25 protein-coding genes and 1 tRNA gene are annotated in these 23,071 nt (G+C 62.7%); 15 read left to right on the top strand and 11 right to left on the bottom strand.

Translation table 11 applies throughout. The features are described from left to right. Genes KEC45_RS07585 through KEC45_RS07570 form a run of 4 tightly spaced genes read left to right on the top strand, consistent with a single transcriptional unit; the run spans position 1 to position 3,456 of the window. Entirely contained in the window at positions 1-315 is a 315-nt protein-coding gene (locus KEC45_RS07585; RefSeq protein ID WP_062183959.1) for a DUF3088 family protein, read from the top strand. Further along, positions 312-2,153, top strand: coding sequence for an acetyl/propionyl/methylcrotonyl-CoA carboxylase subunit alpha (locus KEC45_RS07580; protein WP_252171844.1), 1,842 nt, complete (start codon positions 312-314; stop codon positions 2,151-2,153). Before KEC45_RS07585 ends, KEC45_RS07580 begins: the two co-directional genes overlap by 4 nt. Further along, a complete protein-coding gene (locus tag KEC45_RS07575) occupies positions 2,153-2,605 on the top strand; it encodes a MaoC family dehydratase (protein WP_062181207.1) in 453 nt (150 codons plus the stop codon). The genes KEC45_RS07580 and KEC45_RS07575 overlap by 1 nt, the downstream gene beginning before the upstream one ends. Further along, complete coding sequence (locus KEC45_RS07570) at positions 2,605-3,456, top strand: CoA ester lyase (protein ID WP_252171843.1); 852 nt, start codon at positions 2,605-2,607, stop codon at positions 3,454-3,456. Before KEC45_RS07575 ends, KEC45_RS07570 begins: the two co-directional genes overlap by 1 nt. 31 nt (positions 3,457-3,487) lie before the next feature. Here KEC45_RS07570 and KEC45_RS07565 read toward each other — a convergent pair whose 3' ends face one another. From KEC45_RS07565 to hisI, 5 genes are read right to left on the bottom strand one after another with little or no spacing between them, the layout of a single operon-like run. After that, complete coding sequence (locus KEC45_RS07565) at positions 3,488-4,987, bottom strand: phospholipase D-like domain-containing protein (RefSeq protein ID WP_252171842.1); 1,500 nt, start codon at positions 4,985-4,987, stop codon at positions 3,488-3,490. Between the two features lie 45 nt (positions 4,988-5,032). Further along, the gene (locus KEC45_RS07560; RefSeq protein WP_252171841.1) at positions 5,033-6,835 is read right to left on the bottom strand and encodes an acyl-CoA dehydrogenase C-terminal domain-containing protein; all 1,803 of its coding nucleotides are present in this window, start codon (positions 6,833-6,835) and stop codon (positions 5,033-5,035) included. 54 nt (positions 6,836-6,889) lie between these two features. Continuing rightward, complete coding sequence (locus tag KEC45_RS07555) at positions 6,890-7,321, bottom strand: MerR family DNA-binding transcriptional regulator (protein WP_252171840.1); 432 nt, start codon at positions 7,319-7,321, stop codon at positions 6,890-6,892. Between the two features lie 51 nt (positions 7,322-7,372). Next, the gene (locus KEC45_RS07550) at positions 7,373-7,927 is read right to left on the bottom strand and encodes a hypothetical protein (protein ID WP_252171839.1); all 555 of its coding nucleotides are present in this window, start codon (positions 7,925-7,927) and stop codon (positions 7,373-7,375) included. Continuing rightward, positions 7,914-8,294, bottom strand: coding sequence for a phosphoribosyl-AMP cyclohydrolase (hisI, locus tag KEC45_RS07545; protein WP_252171838.1), 381 nt, complete (start codon positions 8,292-8,294; stop codon positions 7,914-7,916). Before hisI ends, KEC45_RS07550 begins: the two co-directional genes overlap by 14 nt. Positions 8,295-8,437: 143 nt before the next feature. Between hisI and purF the strand changes: the two genes are divergently transcribed. The 3 genes from purF to KEC45_RS07530 are packed head-to-tail and all read left to right on the top strand — an operon-like array spanning position 8,438 to position 11,081. Continuing rightward, positions 8,438-9,895 (top strand): amidophosphoribosyltransferase, encoded by a 1,458-nt coding sequence (gene purF / locus KEC45_RS07540; protein WP_252171837.1) that lies wholly within the window; start codon positions 8,438-8,440, stop codon positions 9,893-9,895. A gap of 4 nt (positions 9,896-9,899) precedes the next feature. Beyond that, the gene (locus KEC45_RS07535) at positions 9,900-10,634 is read left to right on the top strand and encodes an SDR family NAD(P)-dependent oxidoreductase (RefSeq protein WP_252171836.1); all 735 of its coding nucleotides are present in this window, start codon (positions 9,900-9,902) and stop codon (positions 10,632-10,634) included. A 60-nt stretch (positions 10,635-10,694) separates the two neighbouring features. Continuing rightward, positions 10,695-11,081 carry a hypothetical protein gene (locus tag KEC45_RS07530; RefSeq protein ID WP_062181231.1) on the top strand — a complete coding sequence of 129 codons (387 nt, stop codon included), beginning with the start codon at positions 10,695-10,697 and terminating at the stop codon, positions 11,079-11,081. An 82-nt stretch (positions 11,082-11,163) separates the two neighbouring features. On the opposite strand, the gene KEC45_RS07525 is transcribed toward KEC45_RS07530, so the two are convergent. The 5 genes from KEC45_RS07525 to KEC45_RS07505 all read right to left on the bottom strand — a co-directional run bounded on the left by KEC45_RS07525 (position 11,164) and on the right by KEC45_RS07505 (position 17,576). Further along, the gene (locus KEC45_RS07525) at positions 11,164-12,336 is read right to left on the bottom strand and encodes a serine hydrolase (protein WP_252171835.1); all 1,173 of its coding nucleotides are present in this window, start codon (positions 12,334-12,336) and stop codon (positions 11,164-11,166) included. A gap of 20 nt (positions 12,337-12,356) precedes the next feature. Beyond that, positions 12,357-13,637, bottom strand: coding sequence for a cyclopropane-fatty-acyl-phospholipid synthase family protein (locus KEC45_RS07520; protein ID WP_062181236.1), 1,281 nt, complete (start codon positions 13,635-13,637; stop codon positions 12,357-12,359). A 76-nt stretch (positions 13,638-13,713) separates the two neighbouring features. Further along, positions 13,714-14,667: a metal-dependent hydrolase gene (locus KEC45_RS07515; protein WP_252171834.1), complete on the bottom strand. Its 954-nt coding sequence runs from the start codon at positions 14,665-14,667 to the stop codon at positions 13,714-13,716. A 12-nt stretch (positions 14,668-14,679) separates the two neighbouring features. Then, positions 14,680-15,717, bottom strand: coding sequence for a 2-oxoacid:ferredoxin oxidoreductase subunit beta (locus KEC45_RS07510; RefSeq protein WP_252171833.1), 1,038 nt, complete (start codon positions 15,715-15,717; stop codon positions 14,680-14,682). Continuing rightward, entirely contained in the window at positions 15,714-17,576 is a 1,863-nt protein-coding gene (locus KEC45_RS07505) for a 2-oxoacid:acceptor oxidoreductase subunit alpha (RefSeq protein ID WP_062181245.1), read from the bottom strand. The genes KEC45_RS07510 and KEC45_RS07505 overlap by 4 nt, the downstream gene beginning before the upstream one ends. 183 nt (positions 17,577-17,759) lie before the next feature. On the opposite strand from KEC45_RS07505, the gene KEC45_RS07500 reads away from it, so the two are divergent. Further along, positions 17,760-18,707 carry an alpha/beta hydrolase gene (locus KEC45_RS07500; protein ID WP_252171832.1) on the top strand — a complete coding sequence of 316 codons (948 nt, stop codon included), beginning with the start codon at positions 17,760-17,762 and terminating at the stop codon, positions 18,705-18,707. Further along, positions 18,704-19,180: an RNA pyrophosphohydrolase gene (locus tag KEC45_RS07495; protein WP_252171831.1), complete on the top strand. Its 477-nt coding sequence runs from the start codon at positions 18,704-18,706 to the stop codon at positions 19,178-19,180. Before KEC45_RS07500 ends, KEC45_RS07495 begins: the two co-directional genes overlap by 4 nt. Here the strand turns inward: KEC45_RS07495 and KEC45_RS07490 are convergent. After that, positions 19,141-19,830: a uracil-DNA glycosylase gene (locus KEC45_RS07490; protein WP_252171830.1), complete on the bottom strand. Its 690-nt coding sequence runs from the start codon at positions 19,828-19,830 to the stop codon at positions 19,141-19,143. The two genes, KEC45_RS07495 and KEC45_RS07490, sit on opposite strands and share 40 nt — an antisense overlap. 23 nt (positions 19,831-19,853) lie before the next feature. Here KEC45_RS07490 and folK point away from each other — a divergent pair, with 23 nt between their 5' ends. The 6 genes from folK to KEC45_RS07460 all read left to right on the top strand — a co-directional run bounded on the left by folK (position 19,854) and on the right by KEC45_RS07460 (position 22,581). Next, complete coding sequence (gene folK / locus KEC45_RS07485; protein WP_252171829.1) at positions 19,854-20,375, top strand: 2-amino-4-hydroxy-6-hydroxymethyldihydropteridine diphosphokinase; 522 nt, start codon at positions 19,854-19,856, stop codon at positions 20,373-20,375. Positions 20,376-20,418: 43 nt separating this feature from the next. Next, positions 20,419-20,494, top strand: a tRNA-Lys gene (locus KEC45_RS07480). Between the two features lie 137 nt (positions 20,495-20,631). Beyond that, complete coding sequence (locus KEC45_RS07475) at positions 20,632-20,904, top strand: hypothetical protein (RefSeq protein WP_252171828.1); 273 nt, start codon at positions 20,632-20,634, stop codon at positions 20,902-20,904. A gap of 156 nt (positions 20,905-21,060) precedes the next feature. Next, complete coding sequence (locus tag KEC45_RS07470; RefSeq protein ID WP_252171827.1) at positions 21,061-21,252, top strand: hypothetical protein; 192 nt, start codon at positions 21,061-21,063, stop codon at positions 21,250-21,252. Between the two features lie 109 nt (positions 21,253-21,361). Continuing rightward, positions 21,362-21,634, top strand: coding sequence for a hypothetical protein (locus KEC45_RS07465; RefSeq protein WP_252171826.1), 273 nt, complete (start codon positions 21,362-21,364; stop codon positions 21,632-21,634). 98 nt (positions 21,635-21,732) lie between these two features. Then, a complete protein-coding gene (locus tag KEC45_RS07460) occupies positions 21,733-22,581 on the top strand; it encodes a hypothetical protein (protein WP_252171825.1) in 849 nt (282 codons plus the stop codon). Positions 22,582-23,071: the final 490 nt, after the last annotated feature.

Below are 23,071 nucleotides of genomic sequence, written 5' to 3'. Positions count from 1 at the left end.
ATGAGCGACGCACCCGACCGCCTGTTCATCCTCGATCGCGAGTTCGACGATCCCGCGTTTCCGGGGTCGAGCTTTTATTGCCGCGATTGCATCCTCGTCGAAGGGCTGCTCGCGATGTTTCCCGAGCGTACCACCCATCTCGAGGTCATCCGCGTGCCATGGCCGCGCCCGCGTCCGCTCGTCGTCGAGGCGATGGGCGAAGCGAACCAGAACCTCCCTGCCCTTGTCTTTTCCGATGGCGGGTTCGTGAACGACATCAAGCCGCTGCTTGAAGCGCTCCATACCCGTCACGGCTTTCCGGAACCTCATCCATGATCCAGTCCCTCCTTATCGCCAATCGCGGCGAAATCGCCTGCCGCATCATCCGCACCGCGCGCGAGATGGGCATCCGCACCGTCGCCGTCTATTCGGACGCCGACGCCAACGCGCTGCATGTGCGCGAGGCCGACGAGGCCGTGCATATCGGCCCGTCCCCGGCACGTGAATCCTATCTGATCGGCGACAAGATCATCGCCGCCGCAAAAGCCACGGGTGCCGAGGCGATCCATCCAGGATACGGCTTCCTCTCCGAAAACGCCGAATTTGCGCAGGCGGTCGCCGATGCCGGGCTCATCTGGGTGGGGCCGAAGCCTTCGTCGATCACCGCGATGGGCCTTAAGGATGCCGCCAAAAAGCTGATGGCCGATGCCGGCGTGCCGGTGACGCCCGGCTATATGGGCGAGAATCAGGACCCGGACTTCCTCGCCGAACAGGCGGCACAGATCGGCTATCCGGTACTGATCAAGGCAGTCGCGGGCGGCGGCGGCAAAGGGATGCGCAAGGTCGATGCCGCAGCCGATTTCCTCGACGCGCTCGCCTCGTGCCAGCGCGAAGCCGCCGCATCTTTCGGCAACGACCATGTGCTGATCGAGAAATATATCCTGACCCCGCGCCATATCGAAGTGCAGGTGTTCGGCGACAGCCACGGCAATGTCGTCCATCTGTTCGAGCGCGACTGCTCGCTGCAGCGCCGCCACCAGAAGGTGATCGAGGAAGCCCCCGCCCCCGGCATGGACGAAACAACTCGCGAAGCGCTGTGCGCCGCCGCCGTGCGCGCGGCGAAGGCCGTCGATTATGTCGGCGCGGGGACGATCGAGTTTATCGCCGACGCGTCGGAGGGCCTGCGCGCCGACCGCATCTGGTTCATGGAAATGAACACGCGCCTGCAGGTCGAGCATCCGGTGACCGAGGAAATTACGGGCGTCGATCTCGTCGAATGGCAGCTTCGCGTTGCATCGGGCGAGCCGATCCCGCTGGCGCAGAACGAGCTCGCGATCAACGGCTGGGCCATGGAAGCGCGGCTTTACGCGGAAGACCCCGCCAAGGGCTTCCTACCGTCGATCGGCACGCTCGAACTGTTCCAGCTTCCCGAGCATATCGGCCGCGTCGATACCGGCGTCTATGAAGGCGCCGAAGTCTCGCCCTTCTACGACCCCATGATCGGCAAGGTCATCGCCTGGGGCGAGGACCGCGAGGAAGCTCGCGAATTGCTGTCGGAGATGCTGGAGGACAGCGCGATCTGGCCCGTAAAGACCAATTCGGCCTTCCTCATCAACGCGCTCGATCACCCCGATTTCGTTGCGGGCACGGTCGATACCGGGCTGATCGGCCGCGACGGCGACGCGATGACCGAGGAGCCGGTCCCGACGGCACAGGCGCTGACCAACGCCGCGATGGCGATGGTACCGCGTGCGCTTCAATCGGGCTTCCGCCTCAACGCGCCCGACGTCCGCAGCGCCCCCTTCCTGCTCGACGGCAAGCGCGTCGAGGTCGAACTCCACGGGCCGGGTGCGGAGGAGCCGTCGCCCGCGATGCTCGTCGCCGAGGGCGGATCGGTGTGGCAACTGACCCCTTGGCGGGCCGAAGGCAGCGCTGGCGGTGCTGCCGGCGACGGAGCGATCCTGTCGCCGATGCCCGGCAAGGTCATCGCGGTCGAGGTTGCTGCGGGCGACAAGGTAACCAAGGGGCAGAAACTGCTCACGCTCGAAGCGATGAAGATGGAGCATAGCCTGACCGCGCCGTTCGACGGCGTCGTGGCCGAACTCAACGCGACCGCCGGTGCGCAGGTGCAGGTCGAGGCATTGCTCGCGCGGATCGAAAAGGACGACGCATAATGGCAGGCAAATATTTCGACGAATGGGCGATCGGCGACACGCTGACCCATGACATCCGCCGCACGGTGACCGAGACCGACAATCTCCTCTTCACCACGATGACCCACAATCCGCAGCCGCTGCATCTCGATATCGAGGCCGCGAAGGCGTCGGAATTCGGCCAGATCCTTGTCAACGGCACCTTCACCTTCAGCCTGATGGTCGGGCTGTCGGTCGGCGACACGACGCTCGGCACGCTCGTCGCGAACCTCGGTTACGACAAGCTGGTGATGCCGAAACCGGTGTTCATCGGCGACACGCTTCGCGCCGAATCCGAGGTCGTTGGTCTCAAGGAGTCCAAATCGCGGCCGAATGCGGGTATCGTGACTTTCCTGCATCGCGCGATCAACCAGCGCGATGAGATCGTCTGCCAGTGCGAACGCTCCGCCCTGCTCAAGAAGAAAGCCGCCTGATGCGCCTCCGCTCCCTCCTTTTCGTTCCCGGCGACCGGCCCGAGCGCTTTGCCAAGGCGGCGGCGTCGGGCGCCGACGCAATCATCCTCGACCTTGAGGATTCGGTGTCGCCCGCGAACAAGGAGGCAGCCCGCGCTGCAATCGCCGACTATCTGGCGGGTGAGCGCGAGGTCGTGACGCTCGTTCGCGTCAATCCGCTCGACGGCCATATTACCGCCGCCGACGTCGCAGCCATCGCCGCTGCGCGTCCCGACGCGATCATGCTGCCAAAGGCCGAAGGCGCGCCGAGCATTGCGCAGCTCGACACGATCCTGCGCAGCGAATCCGCACGCAACGCCTCGCTGCCGCCGATCCTGCCGATCGCGACCGAAACCCCTGCGGCGATCTTCACGCTCGGCAGCTACCGTGAGGTGAAGGACCGCCTGCTTGGTCTGACCTGGGGCGCAGAGGATCTGCCCGCGGCAATCGGCGCGGCGACGAGCCGCGAAGCCGATGGCAGCTACACCTCACCCTATGAGGTCGCGCGCGCGATGACACTGTTCGCGGCGCACGCCGCGGGGGCGGCGGCAATCGATACGGTATTTCCGGCTATCAAGGACGTGGCCGGCCTTACCGCTTATGCCGTGCGTGCCCGCCGCGACGGTTTCACAGGCATGATGGCGATCCACCCGTCGCAGGTCGAACCGATCAACGCCGCTTTCACGCCTTCAGCCGACGAAGCGGCGCGCGCGCAAGCGATAGTCGACGCCTTCGCCGCCAATCCCGGCGCAGGCGTGTTGCAGGTTGATGGCAAGATGGTCGACGCGCCCCACCTGAAACAGGCGAAGCACATCCTTTCGCTGGCGGATTAACGCGCCGCCGCTCTTTCCCAAAATAAATCGGCTAGCGGCTCTTCCGCCCAAATGGCCGGTGGTGCTTCATCCAGTTCCGGCCGCGATGCCAGCTTTTCCTGAGGCCGCGTTCGGCCAGGCCTTCGAACATCGCGTCGGGGCTCGTCGGATCAAGCAGTTCATTGTCGGCGATGAATTCGTCCATCGGCCCCGGGGGCACAAGGTCGAGAAGTTCGAGCGAACGCCCCTTGCCGCGCAGCGCCTCGACCGTGTCGATCAGCGATCCGACGCGCTTGAAGGTCGCCGCCACCTCCTCTTCCGACACATCGAGATGCTCGGCGATCAACGACGTGCGCAGGCGCGCGATTGTGGGCTCGACGCCCTTGTTCGCCGGGAGCGCCGCGTCGATCGTTACGTCGCACTCGCTGTCCAGACCCATCGAGCGATTGTTCATATTGGCCGATCCGACGCGGATCATCCGGTCGTCGACGATCGCGGTCTTTGCGTGGACGTAGATCGGTTCGCCGCGCTTCGTGCGCGGATAATAGACTTTCAGCCGGTCGCCATGCTTCGCCTTGGCAATCTCCCGTACCAGTTGCACGCGCGCGGCATCCATCGCCATCTGCTCCAGCCAGCCGTCAGCGGTTTTCGGCATCACCATCACGAATTCGGGCGGATCGTCTTCGTTCAACCGCTCGGCGATCGCGGCGGCGATCTTGCCGGAGGTAAAATATTGATTCTCGAAATAGATGAAGCGGTCGGCCGCAGCGATCATGTCCAGATAAAGCTGCTCGATCTCGCGGATTTCCTCGACATCGTCATATTCGGCGCGGGTACGCGAGATCGCAACATCGACGCCTTCGAAATCGGGTTCCAGGTCGTCGGGCCAATTTTCGCCCTCCCCCTTTAGATCGCGCAGCGGCTTTTTGGTCGCGCGTTGCCAGCGCTCGTTACCCAGGTCGGCGAGCGCGTTGCCAACGGGTCCGGCGAGGATCATGGTGCTGTCATGCCACGGCATATAGGCTTTGCCGTCGGGCGCGGTGCGGTGAGGGTCGCCGTCCTTATGCTCGCGCGTATCCCAGCGACGCGATCCGACGTCGATGCCACCGCACACCGCCAGATGATCGTCGAACACCGCGACCTTCTGGTGATGGCTGCATCCGACGGGATGCGCACTGTCGAGGCGGAAGCTTATCGAGCGCGTCAGTTTCCAGCGCGCCACCATCGACAGGATACGCGGCATCGCGAATTGCTTCAGCCCGCCGAAATTCCAACGCAGGATGTCGATGTCGCGATCGGGCTTTTCATGCGCGAGCCGCAAAAGATAATCGCCAAGCGGTTCGCCCTTGCCGTCCTTGTCGGGCTTCAGCGCAATCCGCGGATCAAAGTCCCAGCCGATAAGCAGGATACGCTGCCGCGCATCGGCCATCAGCCGTTCCAGCAGCGCAAAATAGTCGGCGGCGTCGACGATCATCCGCGCCTTGTCGGCGCGTTCGATCCGCCAGCAATTACGCCCTTCGACGACGATCGGCTGGTGGTCCCGGTTGCTCATCGCCGCCGACACGCATGACGGCAGCGATGGTTGCAACGCGGCATATCAGGCTGCGGCGAACTGTTCGGGAGTGAGCGCCATCATCGCCTCGCTTCCCGCCTCGATCTTGCGGCGGAGCGACCCGGCATCGGGCAGGAAACGTTCGCCGAAATAGCGCGCGGTGACGAGCTTGGCCTCAAGGAAATCCTTGTTGCCGCGACCTTCGGCCAGCGCCTTCTGCGCCGCCTCGGCCATCATCAGCCACATCGAACCCAGCGCGACGATCCCCATGATGTGCATATAATGATGGGCGCCAGCACCGATATTGTTCGGGTTCGTCATGCCGTTCTGCATGAACCACATCGTCGCGGCTTTGAGTTCGCCATTGGCCTTTTCAAGGCGCGTCGCGAAGTCGGCGAGCGCTTCATTGCGCTTGGCGCGGCCGCATTCCTCGTCGACGACGGCAAAGAAGGCCTGAATCGCACGGCCGCCATTCTGCGCGAGCTTGCGACCGACAAGGTCCATCGCCTGCACGCCGTTCGCGCCTTCGTAGATCATCGTGATGCGCGCATCGCGGACATATTGGCTCATGCCCTGCTCTTCGATGTAGCCGTGGCCGCCGAACACCTGCTGCGCATTGGTCGCGACCTCATAGCCCTTGTCGGTGCCAAAGCCCTTGATCACGGGCGTCAGCAGGCTGACGAGGTCGTCGGCGCGCTGGCGCTCTTCCTCGCTCTCGGCGACATGCGCCAGATCGACCTGCAGCGCACCCCAGGTGCACAGCGCGCGCAGCCCCTCGACCGTCGCCTTGCCGTCCATCAGCATGCGGCGGACGTCGGGATGAACGAACAGCGGGTCGGCCTTTTCCTGCGGATCCTGCGGGCCAGTGAGCGCACGGCCCTGACGGCGGTCTTTCGCGTACTGGACCGCATTCTGGTACGCGACGTCGGCCTGGCCGAGCCCCTGAATACCGACGCCGAGGCGCGCGGCGTTCATCATCACGAACATCGCGGCCAGGCCCTTATTCTCCTCGCCGACCATCCAGCCTTTTGCCCCGTCATAATTCATGACGCAGGTCGAATTGGCATGGATACCCATCTTATGCTCGATCGATCCGCACGACAGGGTGTTACGATCGCCCAGCGAACCGTCTTCATTCACGATGAACTTCGGTACGATGAACAGCGAGATACCCTTAACGCTGTCGGGCGCGTCGGGCGTCTTCGCCAGGACGAGGTGAATGATATTGTCGGTGAGGTCATGCTCGCCCGACGAGATAAAGATTTTCGTGCCCGTGACGGCATAGCTGCCGTCACCGTTCGGGACGGCGCGCGTGCGGATGAGCCCGAGATCGGTCCCGCAATGCGGTTCGGTCAGGTTCATCGTCCCGCCCCATTCGCCCGCGATCATCTTGGGGACATAGGTCGCCTTCTGCTCGTCCGAACCCTTGACGAGGATCGCCGCGGTCGCACCCTGCGTCAGCCCCGGATACATGGCGAAGGCCTGGTTGGCGGCGTTGCGATATTCCTCGACCGGAAAGCCGATGACGTGCGGCAGACCCTGGCCGCCGAATTCCTCAGGCGCGGTCAACAATCCCCAGCCCGCTTCCGAATAGGCCTTATAGGCTTGCTTGAAACCCTTGGGCGTCGTTACCGACCCATCGTCGTGGCGCGTGCATCCTTCGAGGTCGCCCGACTGGTTGATCGGGAACAGCACTTCCTCGCAGAATTTGCCTGCTTCGGTTAGCACTGCCTCGATCATGTCGGGGGTTGCATTGGCGAAACCGGGCAGGTTCGCATAGCGCTCGATCCCGAGCACGTCGTTGAGGAGGAAGAGCGTGTCCTGCACGGGAGCGCGATAGACGGGCATGGGGTATCCTTCTGAAAAGCAGGTAGCGATGTCACACTTGCCTGGGGAGAGGCTTCAGTCGACCTTTTGACCGGCGTCGACTTTTTTCACCATATCGATGAACCGCGACAATTCCTCGACAGCGCTGTCGATGTCGTCACGCTGACGTTGCAGCAAGCCGATACGCTGTTCGCATTTCTCGATCGTCACCTGGCGCTGCGTCTTGCGACCGTCGCCGACGTCGTAAAGGTCGATCATTTCGCGAATGTCGGCAAGGCTGAACCCCGTGCGCTTCGCACGCAGGATCCACGCCAACCGCGCGCGATCGCGCTTCGAATAGATGCGCGACAAACCTTTGCGCGAAGGGCTGATCAGCCCTTCGTCCTCATAGAAACGCAGCGCGCGGGCGGTGACCCCGAACTCGGTCGACAAGTCGGTGATGCTGAATTGTTCGCGCCCCAGATGGTCGGGCGTATCGATATGGGCGTGGCCATATTGTTCGGTCATGCCGGTGAAACTAGTTTCCGTTGACGTGAACGTCAATACCGGCAGCGCGGGTCATTTCGAGGCAGTTCCGCCTCCGCAAGGACGCTGCATATTGCCGCGCCGGTCGGCGATCCGCAAGTCCCCCGCATCGTCCGCCGACCAGCTCGCCCGCGGCAGCCGCAAACCCGACAGCGAGGCGCGATCGGGGCACAGGCGCGCGCATTGCGCCGGCAGGCTTCCCGGCAATCGCAATTCGTCCTCTTCCTCATGGACAAGCGCATCGCAGCCGTCGACACCGGCAAAACGCATCCGCCAGCCATCGCCCTCGCGCGTCATCGTTCCGGACGCGGTGCACGAGACGCTGGGACCGAATGCCGCGGTGACCGCAAAGCGCCAGCTTCCCGCGCCGTCGGCGACGACGCACATCGCATCGCGGCCCAAATCGTGGGTGCGCTCGAACACTCCGACCGGGCTGACGGCGTCCGAATGCACGACACCGCGCTGGCGCGCCGCGACTTCAAGCGGATTGTTCGCATCGACGCCTTTCGCGCCGTCCTCCGGCGCTGGCCGATTGCAGCCTGTGAGGAACAGCGCCACCAACGTGAGCGCAGCGCTAACCCTGCGCATCGTCGGACAGAAAGGTCAGGCCGCCATCGGCCTCGACACGGCGATAAAAGCACGATCGACGGCCGGTGTGACAGGCGGGGCCCGCCGGCTTCACGCGGAGTAGCAACGCATCCTGATCGCAATCGACGCGCATCTCGACCATGGTCAGGCCGTTACCCGACGTTTCGCCCTTCCGCCACAAAGCCTGCCGCGACCGCGACCAGAAATGCGCCTGCCCCGTCGCGCGGGTCTGCTCGATCGCTTCGGCATTCATGTGCGCGACCATCAGCAGAATATGCGTATCGGCGTCGGTGACGATCGCCGTCACCAGCCCAGCGGCGTCGAAGCGCGGAGAAAATCGGTCGGTCGTGTCGCGCTGATCATCCATAAATGGCGCTTTAGAGCAGGTTTGGCGGCGCTGTCACCCCATGCTTCGCCCGCCATGTGACAAATGCGTGATTAGGGGGGCGACATTTGCGATTGCCGTCCCTATATGCGCCGCAGTCACTGCCCCCCTGCCCCTGGAACGACATGCTGACGACCCATCCTTTTGACGACGACAAGCTCCGCGAGGAGTGCGGCGTATTTGGTATTCATGGCGCCGATAGCGCCGCTGCGGTAGTCGCGCTGGGCCTCCACGCCTTGCAACACCGCGGACAGGAAGCCGCAGGCATAACCGCCTTCGACGGCAAGGAATTCCACACCCACCGCGCGATGGGCCATGTCGCGGGCAATTTCGACCGCGACGACATCATGCGCCAGTTGCAAGGCGGGTCATCGGTCGGCCATGTCCGCTATTCGACCACTGGCGAAACCGCGCTGCGGAACGTCCAGCCACTGTTCGCCGATCTCGCGACGGGCGGCTTTGCGGTGGCTCACAATGGCAACATTTCGAACGCGGCAGCGCTACGCAAAGTACTCGTCCGCCGGGGTTCGATCTTTCAGTCGACCAGCGATACAGAGGTCATCATCCACCTCGTCGCGACGTCCAACTATCGCTCTTTGCTCGATCGGTTCATCGATGCGCTGAAGCAGGTCGAAGGCGCCTATTCGCTGATCTGCCTGACCGCAGAGGGCATGATCGGCTGCCGCGACCCGCTTGGCATCCGCCCGCTCGTCATCGGAAAGCTTGGCGATGCGCATATCCTTGCCTCGGAAACCGTGGCGCTCGACGTCGTCGGCGCCGAATTCGTGCGTTCGGTCGAGCCTGGCGAACTCGTTATCATTCGCGATGGCCAGTTAACCTCGCATCGCCCCTTTGCCGACCATCCGGCGCGGCCCTGCATCTTCGAATATGTCTATTTCTCGCGCCCCGATTCGATCGTCGACGGCACCAGCGTCTATTCGGTGCGCAAGGCAATCGGCGCCGAACTGGCGCGCGAAAACCCGGTCGAAGCAGATCTCGTCATCCCGGTCCCCGATTCGGGCACGCCCGCAGCGATCGGTTATGCGCAGGAATCGGGTATCCCGTTCGAACTCGGCATCATCCGCTCGCACTATGTCGGACGCACCTTCATCCAGCCGGGCGACAAGGTCCGCCACTTGGGCGTGAAGTTGAAGCACAACGCCAACCGCGCGCTGATCGCGGGGAAGCGTATCGTGTTGATCGACGATTCGATTGTGCGCGGCACGACCAGCCTCAAGATCGTGCAGATGATGCGCGACGCGGGCGCGACCGAAGTGCATATGCGCATCGCAAGCCCGCCGACGCAGCATAGCTGCTTCTATGGCGTCGACACCCCTGAGCGCGCCAAATTGCTCGCAGCGCAGATGAGTGTCGGCCAGATGGCGAATTTCATTAACGCCGACAGCCTGTCATTTATCTCGATCGACGGCCTTTACCGGGCGCTGGGCGAAGTGAAGCGCAGCGACGACGCTCCGCAATATTGCGACGCCTGCTTTACCGGCGACTATCCGACCACGCTGACCGATTTCGATGAGCATGGGCTGGAAGATCAATTTTCCCTGCTTGCCGAACGGGTTGTCTGACACAATGAATACGACGTCTAAGGAACTGGCGGGCCAAGTTGCGCTCGTCACTGGGGCGAGCCGCGGCATCGGCGAAGCGATCGCGGAATCGCTCGCCGCGCGCGGGGCGCATGTCGTAATCACCGCGCGTACCGCTGGCGGACTCGAAGAACTCGAAGACCGCATCCACGAAGCCGGCGGCAGCGCGACGATCGCCCCGCTGGACCTGACCGACGGCGACAGCATCGCGCGCCTCGCGAGCGCGATCGCCGAGCGCTGGCAGCAGCTCGACATGCTCGTGCTCAACGCGGCAATGCTCGGCACGCTTACCCCCGTCGCCGCGATCGACGGCAAGGAATTCAACAAGCTGCTGACGCTGAACCTGATCGCGCAGCAGGCGCTGATCGCCAATTTCGATCCGCTGCTGCGCCGCGCGGCCAGCGGCCGCCTGATCGCGCTGTCGAGCAGCGTCGCACGCGAACCGCGCGCCTATTGGGGCGCCTATGCCGCGTCCAAGGCGGCATTCGAGGTCCTGGTGTCGAGCTATGGTGCCGAAATGCGCAACATCTCGACCGTGCGCACCGCGATCCTCGATCCCGGCGGCACGCGGACGCAGATGCGCGCGCGCGCTTATCCTGGCGAAGATCCGCAAAGCATCAAGGATCCCGCAGCGGTCGGCGAATTTGTCGCCAGGATGATGGTCGAAGGGTTCGAAAGCACCGCCTTCCACGCGCTGCCCAAGGTCATGGAAAAAGCTTAACGCCATCTTCGTTTTCCTGCGCTAAGACACTCGCATAAGAGGGTTTGCGAGGGCGCATTAATGACCAAGACTATTTTGCGGTCGGCGATTGCCGCGGTGATCGGCATCGTCGTCGCGTTCGGGCTGATCTGGCTCGCCCAATATGCCGGCAGCGAGATTTCGCCCGATGTCTATGACCCCAATAGCGGCGAAGTGCTGATTCCGATCGGATCGACGATCGCGCTGATCGTCGGCTGGTTTATCGGCACTTTTGGTGGCGGCTGGTTCGCGATGCGCATTTCGGCGGGCACCGGCCCAGGCTGGATTGTCGCGGGCTCCGTGATCGGCGCCGCGCTTTATCGCGCTGTCACGCTCGCAGACACCTGGTGGATCATGGCGCTGGGCGTCGCCGTCCCGCTTGTCGCGGTGTGGCTGGCCCAACGCGCGACGGCAACTGTCGTCGACTAACGTCCGTCGCCCCCGCGGACGCTGGGGCGACGACAACCTTGCACAACGCCGATAACAGCCCCCGCCTTCGCGGGGGCGACGACTATCTGGTTTCTTTGTCCACAGCCGCCTGCACGCTCTTGTAAAAAGCCTCGCGTGCTGCGCCGACGCCCTCGGGATCGGTCGCCGTCGGCCAATTCCCATTCGAAGCAATCACAAGCTTTCGCTTCGGATCGATGAAAATGCCCTGCCCGAAGATGCCCTGCGCGGCGAAGCTGCCGTCGTCGTTGGTCCACCATTGATAGCCATAACCGCGTCCTGGCAGGTCGATGCCGGCTTGCTTGGTCGTCGCGGCGGGCAGCCAGTCGTCGGGTAGCACCTTCTTTCCGCCCGCAACGCCGCCATTCAGTATGAACTGACCAAAGCGCGCATAATCCTTGAGGCTCGCCGACATGCAGCAGCCGCTGATCTCATGCCCCGTCGCGCCCAGCATCCACACTGCATCCTGCTCCATGCCGAAGGGCTTCCAGACCTTTTCGGAAAGATATTCCGACAGCGTTTTGCCCGTAGCGCTCGATACGAGCACGCCGATCAAATTGGTCTCTCCGGTCTTGTAAACCCACTTCGACCCCGCGGGTGCTTCGCGCGGCAAGGTCTTCATATAGCTGACAGTTATATCCTCCCCCGCAACCGGCTTCTGCAAGTTGAATAGCGCCACATCCGACTTGGGGTCGGTATAATCCTCATTCCATTTGACCCCGGAGGTCATGGTGAGCAACTGCTTCACCGATACATCGTCATAGGCCGACCCTTTGAGGCCGGGGATATAGGCGGTGACCTTGTCGTCGAGGCTCTTGATATAGCCGTCCTTCACCGCGGCGCCGACGAGCGTCGACGTAAAGCTTTTGGCGACCGAGAAGCTCGTCCAGCGCCCAGCGGCGCCATAGCCGAGGGCATATTTCTCGAACCGGACTTTGCCGTCCTGCACGATAATCAGGCCCGCATTGCGCTGTTTCGCCATATAGGCGTCGACATCGGTCCCGAGATCGAGCGGCGCGCCCTGCGGTAGCGGATAGACCGGGCCACCCGCCTTGACCGTATTGACCACCACCTTGGGAACCGTCTCCATCGTACGGAAAGCGGCGTCGCGTTGATCCTGGGTCCAGAACAGCACATTCAGATCCTTTGGCAGTTGATTGGTTTTCTCAGGTGCCGTGGGCGCGCTGCACCCGGCCGCCGCAGTGCACAGCAGCACCGCCGCCAAAAATCTTCGCATGTGGTTTCCTCCCCTGTTTTTCAGGCTGTCTTTTCGAGTGTGACTTGCGCGACGTCGATGCCGCCCCCGCGAAAGCCCCCTTCGCAATATTGCAAATAGTAACGCCAAAGCCGGACAAAGCGGGCGTCGAAACCCGACGGAAGCTGGTCCGCCGCGACCGCTGCGTCGAAACGCTCGCGCCACTGGCGCAGCGTCTCGGCATAATCGCCGCCGAACCGGCGAACATCGCGCCAGGCAAGTCCACGCGCCTCGGCGAGCGCCCGAAAGCGGCTTTCCGAAATCAAGCAACCGCCCGGGAAGATATAGGCCTGAATAAAGTCGCTGCTGGCCGCATAGCGTTCGAACAGCGCATCATTGATCAATATATACTGGATCGCGGCCTTTCCGCCGGGACGCAGCAGTCGCGCGATCGTGTCGAGATAGGCGGGCCAATAGGCCTCGCCAACGGCTTCGACCATCTCGACGCTGGCGATCGCGTCATAGGGGCCCTGCACGTCGCGATAGTCGCAGATCTCGATACGCGAGCGATCCGACAGGTCGACCATCGCAAGCCGCGCGTCAGCGATTTCGGCTTGCGCTGGCGAAAGGGTGATGCCGGTGTAGAGCACATCGTGACGTTCGACCGCACGTTCGGCAAGCGCACCCCAGCCGCAGCCAATCTCTAGCAGCCGGCTTCCCGATCTGAGGTCGAGCCGGTCGAGGATCGCGTCGACCTTCGCCGCCTGCGCTTCCTCCAGCGACTGAGCGGGATCGGTGAACAGCGCACTCGAATAGTTCATACTCGGGTCGAGCCACAAGCGGTAGAAATCATTGCCCAAATCATAATGGGCATGGATATTCCGCTTTGCCCCGCGCCGGTCGTTGCGGTGGAGAGCGTGGATGGTCTTGTTGAGCCAACGCCATGGCCCATGCGCTCGCCCTACGTTGCCCAGAGTTTCGCCGTTGCGCATGAAAAGGTCGAACAGCGGCACCGGATCCGGCGACGACCATTCGTCGGCTTCCCACGCGCGGTACCAGCCCACCGAACCCGAAAGCGCGAGCCGCGCCAGTGCCGCCCAGCTATGGAGATGGACCACCGCCGTCGGCCCCTTGCCGCGGCCGCCGAGCAGGCGCACGCTGCCGTCGGGCAGATGGCCCTCGATCGTGCCCAGCGCGAGGCCCGCGTCGATCCGGTCGAGCATTCGGTGAAAAAGCGCCCCCGGGGCCAGCGCGAGCAGCCGCGCCATGCCGCCGCCTGAGCGATAGGCACGGTCGGCGCGGAGCAGTTCCTTACCGCGGCGCGGGCTGACATGCGTGTTCATTGACACCTTCCTGCCTCAAACGCATGCCGCTGACAATCGGTTGAAACACGTGACGCTATGACGTCACGCGCAGCCGTCATTCGGGATAACTCGCGGTGTCGGGCGCAGTCAGCCGGACCTGAAAGCGGTCCTGCGCAAGCGGATGCATGAAACGCTGGTCGCGAAGTAAAATCGCATCGCCTTGCCTTTGCGCCACCGGCATGCGCGACCAGAAAAGAAAGGCGCGCGCCGCGGGATCGGCCTTGACCCACGTCGCGAGACGCGGATCGTCCATTCCGGTCGGCGCGCCGGTCAGATCGACGTGACCGCCGACGCCGGGAACAAAGCTCGCGGTGCCGTAGCGGTCGGCGGTCCGCCAGAAAATGTCGCGTTTCCAGAAGGCGAGCGGCGGCGGGCTCGCGACGACGAGCGCATCCTTCCGTCCCCCAGCCTCCAGCGCGCGCGAGGTCATGCGCTCGGCAGCACCCGTGATTGCGCCGTTCGCGAGAATATAGGCGCAGACGGCCGTGAAGCCGATCCAAGCCGGGCGCTGCCAGTTGGCCGCGCCACGGCGTTCTTCACGCAGGGACAGCCAGACCGAGACGCCGAGCGCAATCCATATCCAAAGATCGATGATGAAGATGCTGTCGCCATAGAACCAGCGGTGGCTGAACGGTTCGAGCAGACGGATACCGTAATTGTTGAGCCAGTCGAGCGCAGGATGGCTGAAGCAGCCGATATAGGCGAGCGCGAGTAACCAGCCCTTGTCGATCGGCAGACGCCCCGCCGGCCGCTTGCCGCGTCGCTCCTGCCAGCGGTCGAACGCGATCATCAGCGCCCAAAGCAGGATCGGCAGCAGCAGGAGCGCGATCGGGCCGTGCGTGACCCCGCGCCGCATCGAGAGCGATTCGATGCCATAAATGGCACATCCCGCATCGATATCGGGCAGATTCGCCGCAATGATCAACGTCGGCATCGCCAGGCCGGTTTTTCGCTTGAGCCCCATCTGGCCCAGAACCGCGCCGACGAGGCTATGCGTCAGATTATCCATGACGGCGGAAAATCAGAGTTCGGGCCCACCTTCGGTCACCGTCCAGGTCTGGCCCTTCTTCAGCAGGCTCTGGAGATCGGCAGTCTTACCCTCGGCAGCCGCCTTGTTCTGACGGACGACATCGGCCTCGAAGGTCGGGCGCGGGTCGTCATAGAGGACGCCCAAAGCCATCGGAAATTCGCCGAAGCGCATTTCGACGAGCATATGCGCGACGCTGCGGTTGGTGACGTCATGCACGATCACGCCCGCTGCCTGCCAGTCGCCATCGACGACATCGACGGTCTTGAGGTGCAGCGCCTCGGCGTCTAGCGCGATACCCTTGGTGCCCTTGGCATAGAGCATCGGTTCGCCCTGCTTGAGCCAAAGTTGGCGGTCCTCGGCACCCTTTGGCGCCGCGAAATCCTCGAACACGTCTTTGTTATAGACGATACAATTCTGAAAAATCTCGATAAAAGCGGCGCCCTTGTGCGCATGCGCCGCCTTTAGCACATTCGGCAATTCCTTCGACACGTCGAAACCGCGCGCGACGAAACGCGCGCCAGCTCCGAGAGCGAAGGCTGCGGGCTGCGCCGGGCGGTCGACCGAGCCATAGGGCGTCGACGGGCTGGTCGTGCCAACGCGGCTTGTCGGTGAATACTGCCCCTTGGTCAGGCCGTAAATCTCGTTGTTGAACAGCATGATCTGGCAATCGAGATTGCGGCGGATCAGGTGCATCGTGTGATTGCCACCGATCGACAGACCGTCGCCGTCGCCGGTGACGATCCACACGTCGAGGTTCGGATTGGCGAGTTTCAGCCCCGTCGCGAACGCCGGCGCACGCCCATGGATCGTGTGGAAGCCATAGGTTTCCATATAATAGGGAAAGCGCGACGAGCATCCGATGCCGCTGATGAACACGGTATTTTCGGGCGCGGTGCCGATTTCGGGCATCGTGCGCTGCACCGCCTTCAGAATCGCATAGTCGCCGCAGCCGGGGCACCAGCGGACTTCCTGATCGGTTTCCCAATCCTTGAGCGTCGTCGGGCGCGCGATGGTGGTCATCTCGTTCATGCGAGCGCTCCTTCGATAGCGGCTTCGATTTCGGCGATGGTGAAGGGTTGGCCCGACACCTTGTTCACGGGCTTGGCGTCGACCAGATATTGGTCGCGCAGTACCGTCTTGAGCTGGCCGGTGTTCATTTCGGGTACGATCACACGGTCAAAGCTCTTGAGCAGCTCGCCGAGATTGGCAGGCAGCGGCCAGATATGGCGGATATGGACGTGGCTGACGTCGAGCCCCTCGGCGCGCTTGCGGCGCACCGCCTGATGGATCGGCCCGAAAGTCGAGCCCCAGCCTACGACCGCGAGCTTGCCGCCCTCGGCACCAAGTTCGACGATCTGGTCGGGAACCTTGATCCCGTCGATCTTGTCCTTGCGGATATCGGTCATCGCCTGATGGTTTTCGGGGGCATAGTTGATGTGCCCGGTGTCGAGTTCCTTCTCGATCCCGCCGATACGGTGCAGGAGGCCCGGCGTGCCGGGCTTCACCCACGGGCGCTTCAGATTTTCGTCGCGCCCATAGGGCTTGAAACCGTCCTCGGGCGCCTCGGTCAGGAATTCGACTGGGAAGGCCTCATAAGTCGTGAGATCGGGAACGGCCCAAGGCTCGGCCGCATTGGCAATATAGCCGTCGGTCAGCAGCATCACCGGGGTCATATATTTCACCGCGATGCGCACCGCTTCGATCGCGCATTCGAACGCATCGCCAGGCGACCGCGCAGCAATGACGGGCATCGGCGCATCGCCGTTGCGGCCATAGACCGCTTGATAGAGATCCGACTGCTCGGTCTTGGTCGGTAGGCCCGTCGAGGGGCCGCCGCGCTGCGAATTGACGATGACGAGCGGCAGCTCGGTCATGATCGCCAGGCCCATCGCCTCGCCCTTCAGTGCGATGCCGGGTCCCGAAGAGCTGGTGACGCCAAGCGAACCCGCATAGCTCGCGCCGATCGCCGAACAGATGGCCGCGATTTCGTCCTCGGCCTGAAAGGTCGTGACGTCATATTCCTTGAGCCGCGACAGATGATGCAGGATCGCCGAGGCGGGCGTGATAGGATAGCCGCCGAAAAACATCGGCAGTTCGGCAAGCTGCGCACCCGCGACAAGGCCGAGCGCGATGCCCTCGGCGCCGGTCAGCGTGCGGTAGAGGCCGGGCGCGACCGGCGCGGGGTCGACATGATGCTGCTTAAGCGGCCCTGCGAGTTCGGCGGTTTCACCATAGGCGTGGCCTGCGTTAAGCGCGGCGACGTTAGCGGCAGCTAGATCGGGTGCCTTCGCGAATTTCGCGTTGAGCCAGTCGATTAGCGGCTGCCGATCGCGATCGAACATCCAGAGCGCAAGCCCCAACGTCCACATATTCTTGCAGCGCAAGGCTTCCTTGTTGCCAAGGCCAAAGGGCTTCACGGCGTCCATCGTCAACTGGCTGATATTGAGCTTGAGAAGCTGCCACTTTGCGAGACTGCCGTCGTCGAGCGGGTTCGCCTCATATTTCGCTTTGGCGAGGTTGCGATCGTTGAACTCGCCCTCGTCTGCGATTATCAGGCCGCCCGGCTTCAGTTGCGGGACATTGGTCTTGAGCGCCGCGGGGTTCATCGCAACGAGCACGTCGGGTGCGTCGCCCGCGGTGTCGATCGCCGACGATCCGAAATTGATCTGGAAGGCGGAGACGCCGAACAGCGTGCCCTGCGGCGCACGGATTTCGGCGGGAAAATCCGGGAAGGTCGCAAAGTCGTTGCCCGCGAGCGCTGACGACAAGGTAAACTGACCACCGGTCAACTGCATCCCGTCGCCGCTATCGCCGGCAAATCGTACCACCACTGCATCCGAAAGGGGGGACTGCCGTTTGTCGGCCTGGTCCACTACCGCTGTCGCCATCGTCTCTTCTGCCTTAATCTTGCGAACCTATGACATTGGCCTAGGCCCCTGCGCGCCAAGCCGCAATTGAGAAAAAATTGTGCGCCGCAAAGGGTGAAGCATAGGTGAGTTTCATTTCGGGATTGAATTTGCCCCGCCGATACCGAATAGCATGACGAAAATGGCGATCAGGGAGAGACGCAGATGACCGACGGCACCACCCATTTTACGCGCCCCGATGTGGCGGCCTTCCTCGCCTTCCTGAACGCGCAGGAAGGTCCGAAGATGGAAGAAATGCCGCCGGAGGGCGCTCGCGAAATGTTCCGGATGATGGGGCAGCTTGCCGACATGCCGCGCGGCGACATCGCAAAGGTCGAGGACAAGAGCATTCCTGGGCCTGCTGGCGACATCGCGATCCGCATTTATGATAGTCGGCCCGACCGCGAAGCTGGCCCCGTCATGGTCTTTTATCATGGCGGCGGCTGGGTGATCGGCGATCTCGACACCCACGATCCCTATTGTGCCGAGGCGGCGCGGCTACTCGACATACCGGTAATCGCGGTCGATTATCGCCTTGCGCCCGAACACCCCTTCCCTGCCGCGCCGGTCGACTGCGAGGCCGCGACACGCTGGGTTGCCGACAACATCCCCTGCACCGGACTGGTCCTTTCGGGCGAAAGCGCCGGGGGCAATCTGACGATCGCCACCGCGCTCGCGCTTCGCGACAAGCCTGCGTCGAAACCCGTGATCGCAATTCATCCGATCTATCCAGCAGTCACGACGCATGACGACTGGCAGAGCTATCGCGATTTCGGCGAAGGCCATCTGCTGACCACGGGCAGCATGACTTGGTTCGGCAATCATTATGCCGCCGACCCCGCCGATTATCGCGCCTCGCCGCTCGATTTCCCCGCCGAGGGCCTGCCGCCCACGCTGCTGATCACCGCCGGGCTCGACCCGCTGCGCGATCAGGGCCGCGCCTATGCCGCAAAGCTGATCGAGGCCGGCGTGCCCACCACCTACCGCGAGGCGAAGGGCACGATCCACGGCTATATCAATCTGTCGCAGGGCATTCCGAGCGCGAAGGAGGATATTCGCGGGGCATTGACCGTATTGAAAGCGATCGTCGCCGAAGCTACCGGGGCGGCATGATCGATCATAGCAAACTCCCCTACCGCCCCTGCGCGGGCGTCATGCTCGCCAATCGCGACGGCCGCGTCTTCGTGGGTCAGCGGCTCGATACGTCGAGCGAAGCCTGGCAGATGCCGCAGGGCGGGATCGACGACGGCGAGGATGCCGAGCAAGCGGCGATCCGCGAACTCGGCGAGGAAACCGGCATTCATGGCGGATTGGTCGAAATCATCTCGCGCAGCCGCGAGGAATATTTCTATGACCTGCCTGATCATCTCATCGGCAAGATGTGGGGCGGCAAATATCGCGGCCAGCGCCAGCACTGGTTCCTGATGCGCTTCATGGGCGAGGACAGCGACGTAAATATCCATACAAAGCATCAGGAATTTCGTGCGTGGAAATGGGCCCAACTAAACGAGATCGAAAAATTGATCGTGCCGTTCAAGCGCGCGCTTTACCGGGGGCTGGTGGAGGAATTCGGCCCCCTCGTCTGACCCTTGAGGAACAGCGCGGTACGGAAGACGTCGGAGAACATTTCTGGCGTCAGCCGACCGGTGTTCGTGTTGTAGCGCGAGCAGTGATAGCTATCGACCAGATATCGTCCATCGGGGAGCGCGTGGACCGCGCCATGGTCGAAGGGAAAGGCTGAAAGCCGTGCTCCCACGGCCCGTAGCGTAGCATCATGTGCGATGCGCCCCAGCGCGATAATTACACGAGCCTTCGGCAGGGCCGCCAGTTGCGTCTCGAAAAAGGGGCGACAGCTTGCGATTTCCGCTGGCGTTGGCTTGTTTTGCGGCGGCAGGCATTTGACGCTGTTGACGATAATTGCGCCGTCGAGCATCAACCCGTCGTCGATCCGCGCATCGTAGCATCCCTTGCTCAACCCGAATTCGGCGAGCGTCGCAAACAACAGATCGCCAGCATAATCGCCCGTGAATGGCCGGCCCGTCCGGTTCGCGCCATGCTTGCCCGGTGCAAGTCCCGCAAACGCGAGCCACGCGTCAGGATCGCCGAATGCATAAACTGGCGCGTTCCACCAATCGGGATACTCAGCCTGGCATTCGCGCCGCAATGCGACGAGGCGCGGGCAGCGCGGGCAATCGCGCGGCGGCTCGGTTCCGGGCAATGGGCTGTCAATCTCCACATATCTGCGATAGGCGCACGTTTATGAGCAACGCAATGCCGCTTCCCCTTTATGCAATCGGTCTCGGCTCGAACCGGCGCCACGTGCGGTTCGGCGACCCGCGCGCAGTGTTGCTGGCCGCTCTCGCGGCGCTGGAGAGCGACGATATCGAGGCGGTCGACGCCAGCCCGATCATCGCAAGCGATCCCATCGGCCCGTCGCGCCGCCGCTATGCCAACGCCGTCGCGCTCGTCGCCTCGCCGCTGAGCCCGCCCGAAATGCTCGAGCGGCTACAAACGATCGAAGCGAGCTTCGGCCGCCGTATGGGCCAGCGCTGGGGCGCGCGAACGCTCGATCTCGATATCCTGCTCTGGTCGGGCGGCGCCTGGGCTGACGGAAGGCTGACGATCCCCCATCCCGCGATCGAACAGCGTGCTTTCGTCCTTGGCCCGCTGCGCGCGATCGTCCCTAAATGGCAGCATCCCCTGCACGGTCGCAGCGTCCGTCAACTTGCCGCGCGCCTTTCGCGTCCAAAGCCGGTTGACCGGGCCGCATCGGCGCACTAGGGCGGCGGCTCACTTCGCAAGCCCGCTTCGGCGGCAGCGCGATGGGCCCTTAGCTCAGTCGGTAGAGCAACTGACTTTTAATCAGTAGGTCGCTGGTTCGAACCCAGCAGGGCTCACCATAGCTTTTCCGCCGTTTTTTGACACCAAGCGAGCGGCGCAAAAAGATCAGAATTTCTAAAAATAAGCAAATGGTCAGGACCGTGAGCGCGGTCGCGAACTATTTCCAATTCGGGAACGGTTGCCTACACCGATGTCCATGTCCGACGACGCCGCCCCTGCCCAGAGCGCACTATATCACCTTGCGCGCGCCCTGATGCGGTCGGGTGCGATCCAGCCTGATGATCTGGTCGATGCGGCCCGCGCGGTCGAGCGTGAGGGCGCGAAAGACGATCCCGACAATGAGGCATGGGACGAATGGGCGCATGCTCTGCGGCTCGCTGCGCTCAATCTGGACGATCCCGACGGCAAGCCGCGGCTCGGGGTGATCGAAGGGGGGAAGCAGAATGACGAAAAAGCCGACGCTCCTTGAGCGGATGCAATCGGCCGGCATCGATCAGTGGTTTAGATCATCGGGCAGGCCGCACTTCGACATCGCTCGACGACATCCTTAATCCGAGCAAGGCCTATCTGTCGACGCAATGCGACGAGGATCTACCCCAGCGAACAATCGGCCGAAAATGCCACGGTGGCTTACTCGGCATCGGTTGATGCGATCTTGTTCACGCCCGCGGAGACGCTGGCCGATATTCGGCTGAAGATCGACGTCATGCGCGAAGCCGAGATCGAGGACGGTTGGTGGTGCGCCAAAGAGGCCATTGCCTTGCTCGCAATCGATGCAGAGCGCCTTATCGACCCTACTCGGGAAGCGGCAACGTGACCCCGCCCCGCAACCCCGCGCGGGCGTGGGAGGTGGCAATCGCCTTCACCTGCATCGCTTTCGTTGCTTTCGGCTTCGCGCTGGCCGACTTGGCGAAACAAGTGCTGCGGTGAGTGTGCTGCGGCCGATCATGGCCAAGGGCGCCGCGTCGAGCCTCCCCCTCGATCTTGCGCTGGACATCATCCCCTCGCTGCCCCGCCCGCTTCTGGCGCGCATGGTGGCAAGGATGATCGACAGGCTCGACGAGCTGGACGGTGACACCGATCTTGAGCCCAATGGCGATGAGCAGGATCATAGCGGCGGCGAGGATGATTGCGATCCTGCGCGGGATCGACTTCGCGGACACGGCCCCGGCTGTCCCGTCGCCGACGGCGGGCCTTAGCTGCCTGCTATCAAATAGATCCGGATTGGGGGCGTCGGGTTTCGATCCGACGCCCCTTTGCTATATGACAATGCGGTGCGTTGTCGGCGGGGTGCGAAATGAGCGATGAAAATCTGGCCTTCCCATACACAGATGATTTTCGAAAAGCGAAGCGCAACAGCCTTCTCTGGTCAGGCATCACTCTGGTTGCGGCGATGGGATCGCCGCCGGTTGTCGGGGGTGAAAGCACGTTCGGGCATCTGGGCTTTTCTCTGACGTACAGCAAGAGCGTGATTGTGTGGGTCGCCGGCCTTGTCGCGATCTTCATGGCCATTGGATTCTATCAGGCATTTCAGCGCATCAAGCTGCACGCCAATCAGCTCTTCGCGGGGGAAACCGACGTCGAACGCGTTTTCCAGCAACTTCGTCTCAGCGCCAAAGCAACCGTGCAACATGTCACGAACATCAACAACAACCTGCCCGCAGTCGCGACAGAGGCGCTGGAACCTGAAAAGATTAGGGAGGCGATCGACCGTGTTAGGACTTTGCTTGAAGTCGAAAGCAAAGGAACGGAAATCAAAGCCATCCTTGATCGCTTTGACGTGTCAAATGCGGGGACCATGCCTACGGAAGTGGCTCGTCGCGTAGCCAATGATGTGATCGGTCTGATTGGTGCTCGGGAACAGAAGTCGATTGAAGCCAACGCAAAGTTGGGAGAACTCGAAAGTCTGATTGACGCCACCAGAGACGACATGGCAGCCCGGATTGTCGCAATCACCGATAAGCGCGTTGTGCAGGCTCACGACGAAGAAAACGAAATGACCCGCTCGGTTGCTCGACTCATGCGGTTTCATCAGGGTCTATATCGAAGCGAAATCCGCTGGTTTTGGGGATTCGATGTAGCGCCGGTCGCATTGCTCTTTCTCACTGCAATGGTGCCGTTCGTGCGTCTCTTCATTGACAACTGACAATCGTAGCCAAATCGGGGTAATCTCAAATTGCGCCCGCAATCAAACCGCGCAAGAACTCTTGCGGCTGGTCGGCCGGGCGAATTGAGACGCCACGACCATAGGGCGAGAGCTCGAGAACTACCCGCCCGCCCGTTATCGAGTCGCACACGCGAAAACCCCGCCACACGAGGGCCGCGTGACGGGGTTCCGGCTCCTGGGTCAGAAGCGGGGTTGGGATAATCGATCGGGGTGAAGAAAGGATTAGGTCAAAAGGGCCGCACTGGTGGAGCGCGGCCCTCCCGTCCTCTTGGTATGGCTACGCAAGAGAAGGACCATCGGCTCTCACGAGGGTCGCCGTTGAGAGCCTTTGCCGAAAGAGCCGAGGCTTATCCGCGCGGGAGTCGAGGATATAAAAACCCCGCCAACCGAAGCTGGCGGGGTAAGTGTGGTTGCCGTGCGCCCATCGAGAACAGGAGGGTCAGGACGCGATCGGCGTAACGCGTGACGT

Source organism: Sphingopyxis sp. USTB-05, from assembly GCF_023822045.1.
GTDB lineage: Bacteria > Pseudomonadota > Alphaproteobacteria > Sphingomonadales > Sphingomonadaceae > Sphingopyxis.
This window is presented reverse-complemented; position numbering and strand designations above follow the sequence as displayed.

Coding starts and splice junctions, on each gene's coding strand:
- KEC45_RS07575 (WP_062181207.1), top strand. CDS start 2,153: ATGGCAGGCAAATATTTCGACGAATGGGCGATCGGCGACACGCTGACC.
- KEC45_RS07550 (WP_252171839.1), bottom strand. CDS start 7,927: ATGCGCAGGGTTAGCGCTGCGCTCACGTTGGTGGCGCTGTTCCTCACA.
- KEC45_RS07580 (WP_252171844.1), top strand. CDS start 312: ATGATCCAGTCCCTCCTTATCGCCAATCGCGGCGAAATCGCCTGCCGC.
- KEC45_RS07570 (WP_252171843.1), top strand. CDS start 2,605: ATGCGCCTCCGCTCCCTCCTTTTCGTTCCCGGCGACCGGCCCGAGCGC.
- KEC45_RS07460 (WP_252171825.1), top strand. CDS start 21,733: ATGAGCGATGAAAATCTGGCCTTCCCATACACAGATGATTTTCGAAAA.
- KEC45_RS07505 (WP_062181245.1), bottom strand. CDS start 17,576: ATGGCGACAGCGGTAGTGGACCAGGCCGACAAACGGCAGTCCCCCCTT.
- KEC45_RS07495 (WP_252171831.1), top strand. CDS start 18,704: ATGATCGATCATAGCAAACTCCCCTACCGCCCCTGCGCGGGCGTCATG.
- folK (WP_252171829.1), top strand. CDS start 19,854: ATGAGCAACGCAATGCCGCTTCCCCTTTATGCAATCGGTCTCGGCTCG.
- KEC45_RS07525 (WP_252171835.1), bottom strand. CDS start 12,336: ATGCGAAGATTTTTGGCGGCGGTGCTGCTGTGCACTGCGGCGGCCGGG.
- KEC45_RS07565 (WP_252171842.1), bottom strand. CDS start 4,987: ATGAGCAACCGGGACCACCAGCCGATCGTCGTCGAAGGGCGTAATTGC.
- KEC45_RS07500 (WP_252171832.1), top strand. CDS start 17,760: ATGACCGACGGCACCACCCATTTTACGCGCCCCGATGTGGCGGCCTTC.
- purF (WP_252171837.1), top strand. CDS start 8,438: ATGCTGACGACCCATCCTTTTGACGACGACAAGCTCCGCGAGGAGTGC.
- KEC45_RS07520 (WP_062181236.1), bottom strand. CDS start 13,637: ATGAACACGCATGTCAGCCCGCGCCGCGGTAAGGAACTGCTCCGCGCC.
- KEC45_RS07535 (WP_252171836.1), top strand. CDS start 9,900: ATGAATACGACGTCTAAGGAACTGGCGGGCCAAGTTGCGCTCGTCACT.
- KEC45_RS07560 (WP_252171841.1), bottom strand. CDS start 6,835: ATGCCCGTCTATCGCGCTCCCGTGCAGGACACGCTCTTCCTCCTCAAC.
- KEC45_RS07475 (WP_252171828.1), top strand. CDS start 20,632: ATGTCCGACGACGCCGCCCCTGCCCAGAGCGCACTATATCACCTTGCG.
- KEC45_RS07585 (WP_062183959.1), top strand. CDS start 1: ATGAGCGACGCACCCGACCGCCTGTTCATCCTCGATCGCGAGTTCGAC.
- KEC45_RS07515 (WP_252171834.1), bottom strand. CDS start 14,667: ATGGATAATCTGACGCATAGCCTCGTCGGCGCGGTTCTGGGCCAGATG.
- KEC45_RS07530 (WP_062181231.1), top strand. CDS start 10,695: ATGACCAAGACTATTTTGCGGTCGGCGATTGCCGCGGTGATCGGCATC.
- KEC45_RS07555 (WP_252171840.1), bottom strand. CDS start 7,321: ATGACCGAACAATATGGCCACGCCCATATCGATACGCCCGACCATCTG.
- KEC45_RS07510 (WP_252171833.1), bottom strand. CDS start 15,717: ATGAACGAGATGACCACCATCGCGCGCCCGACGACGCTCAAGGATTGG.
- hisI (WP_252171838.1), bottom strand. CDS start 8,294: ATGGATGATCAGCGCGACACGACCGACCGATTTTCTCCGCGCTTCGAC.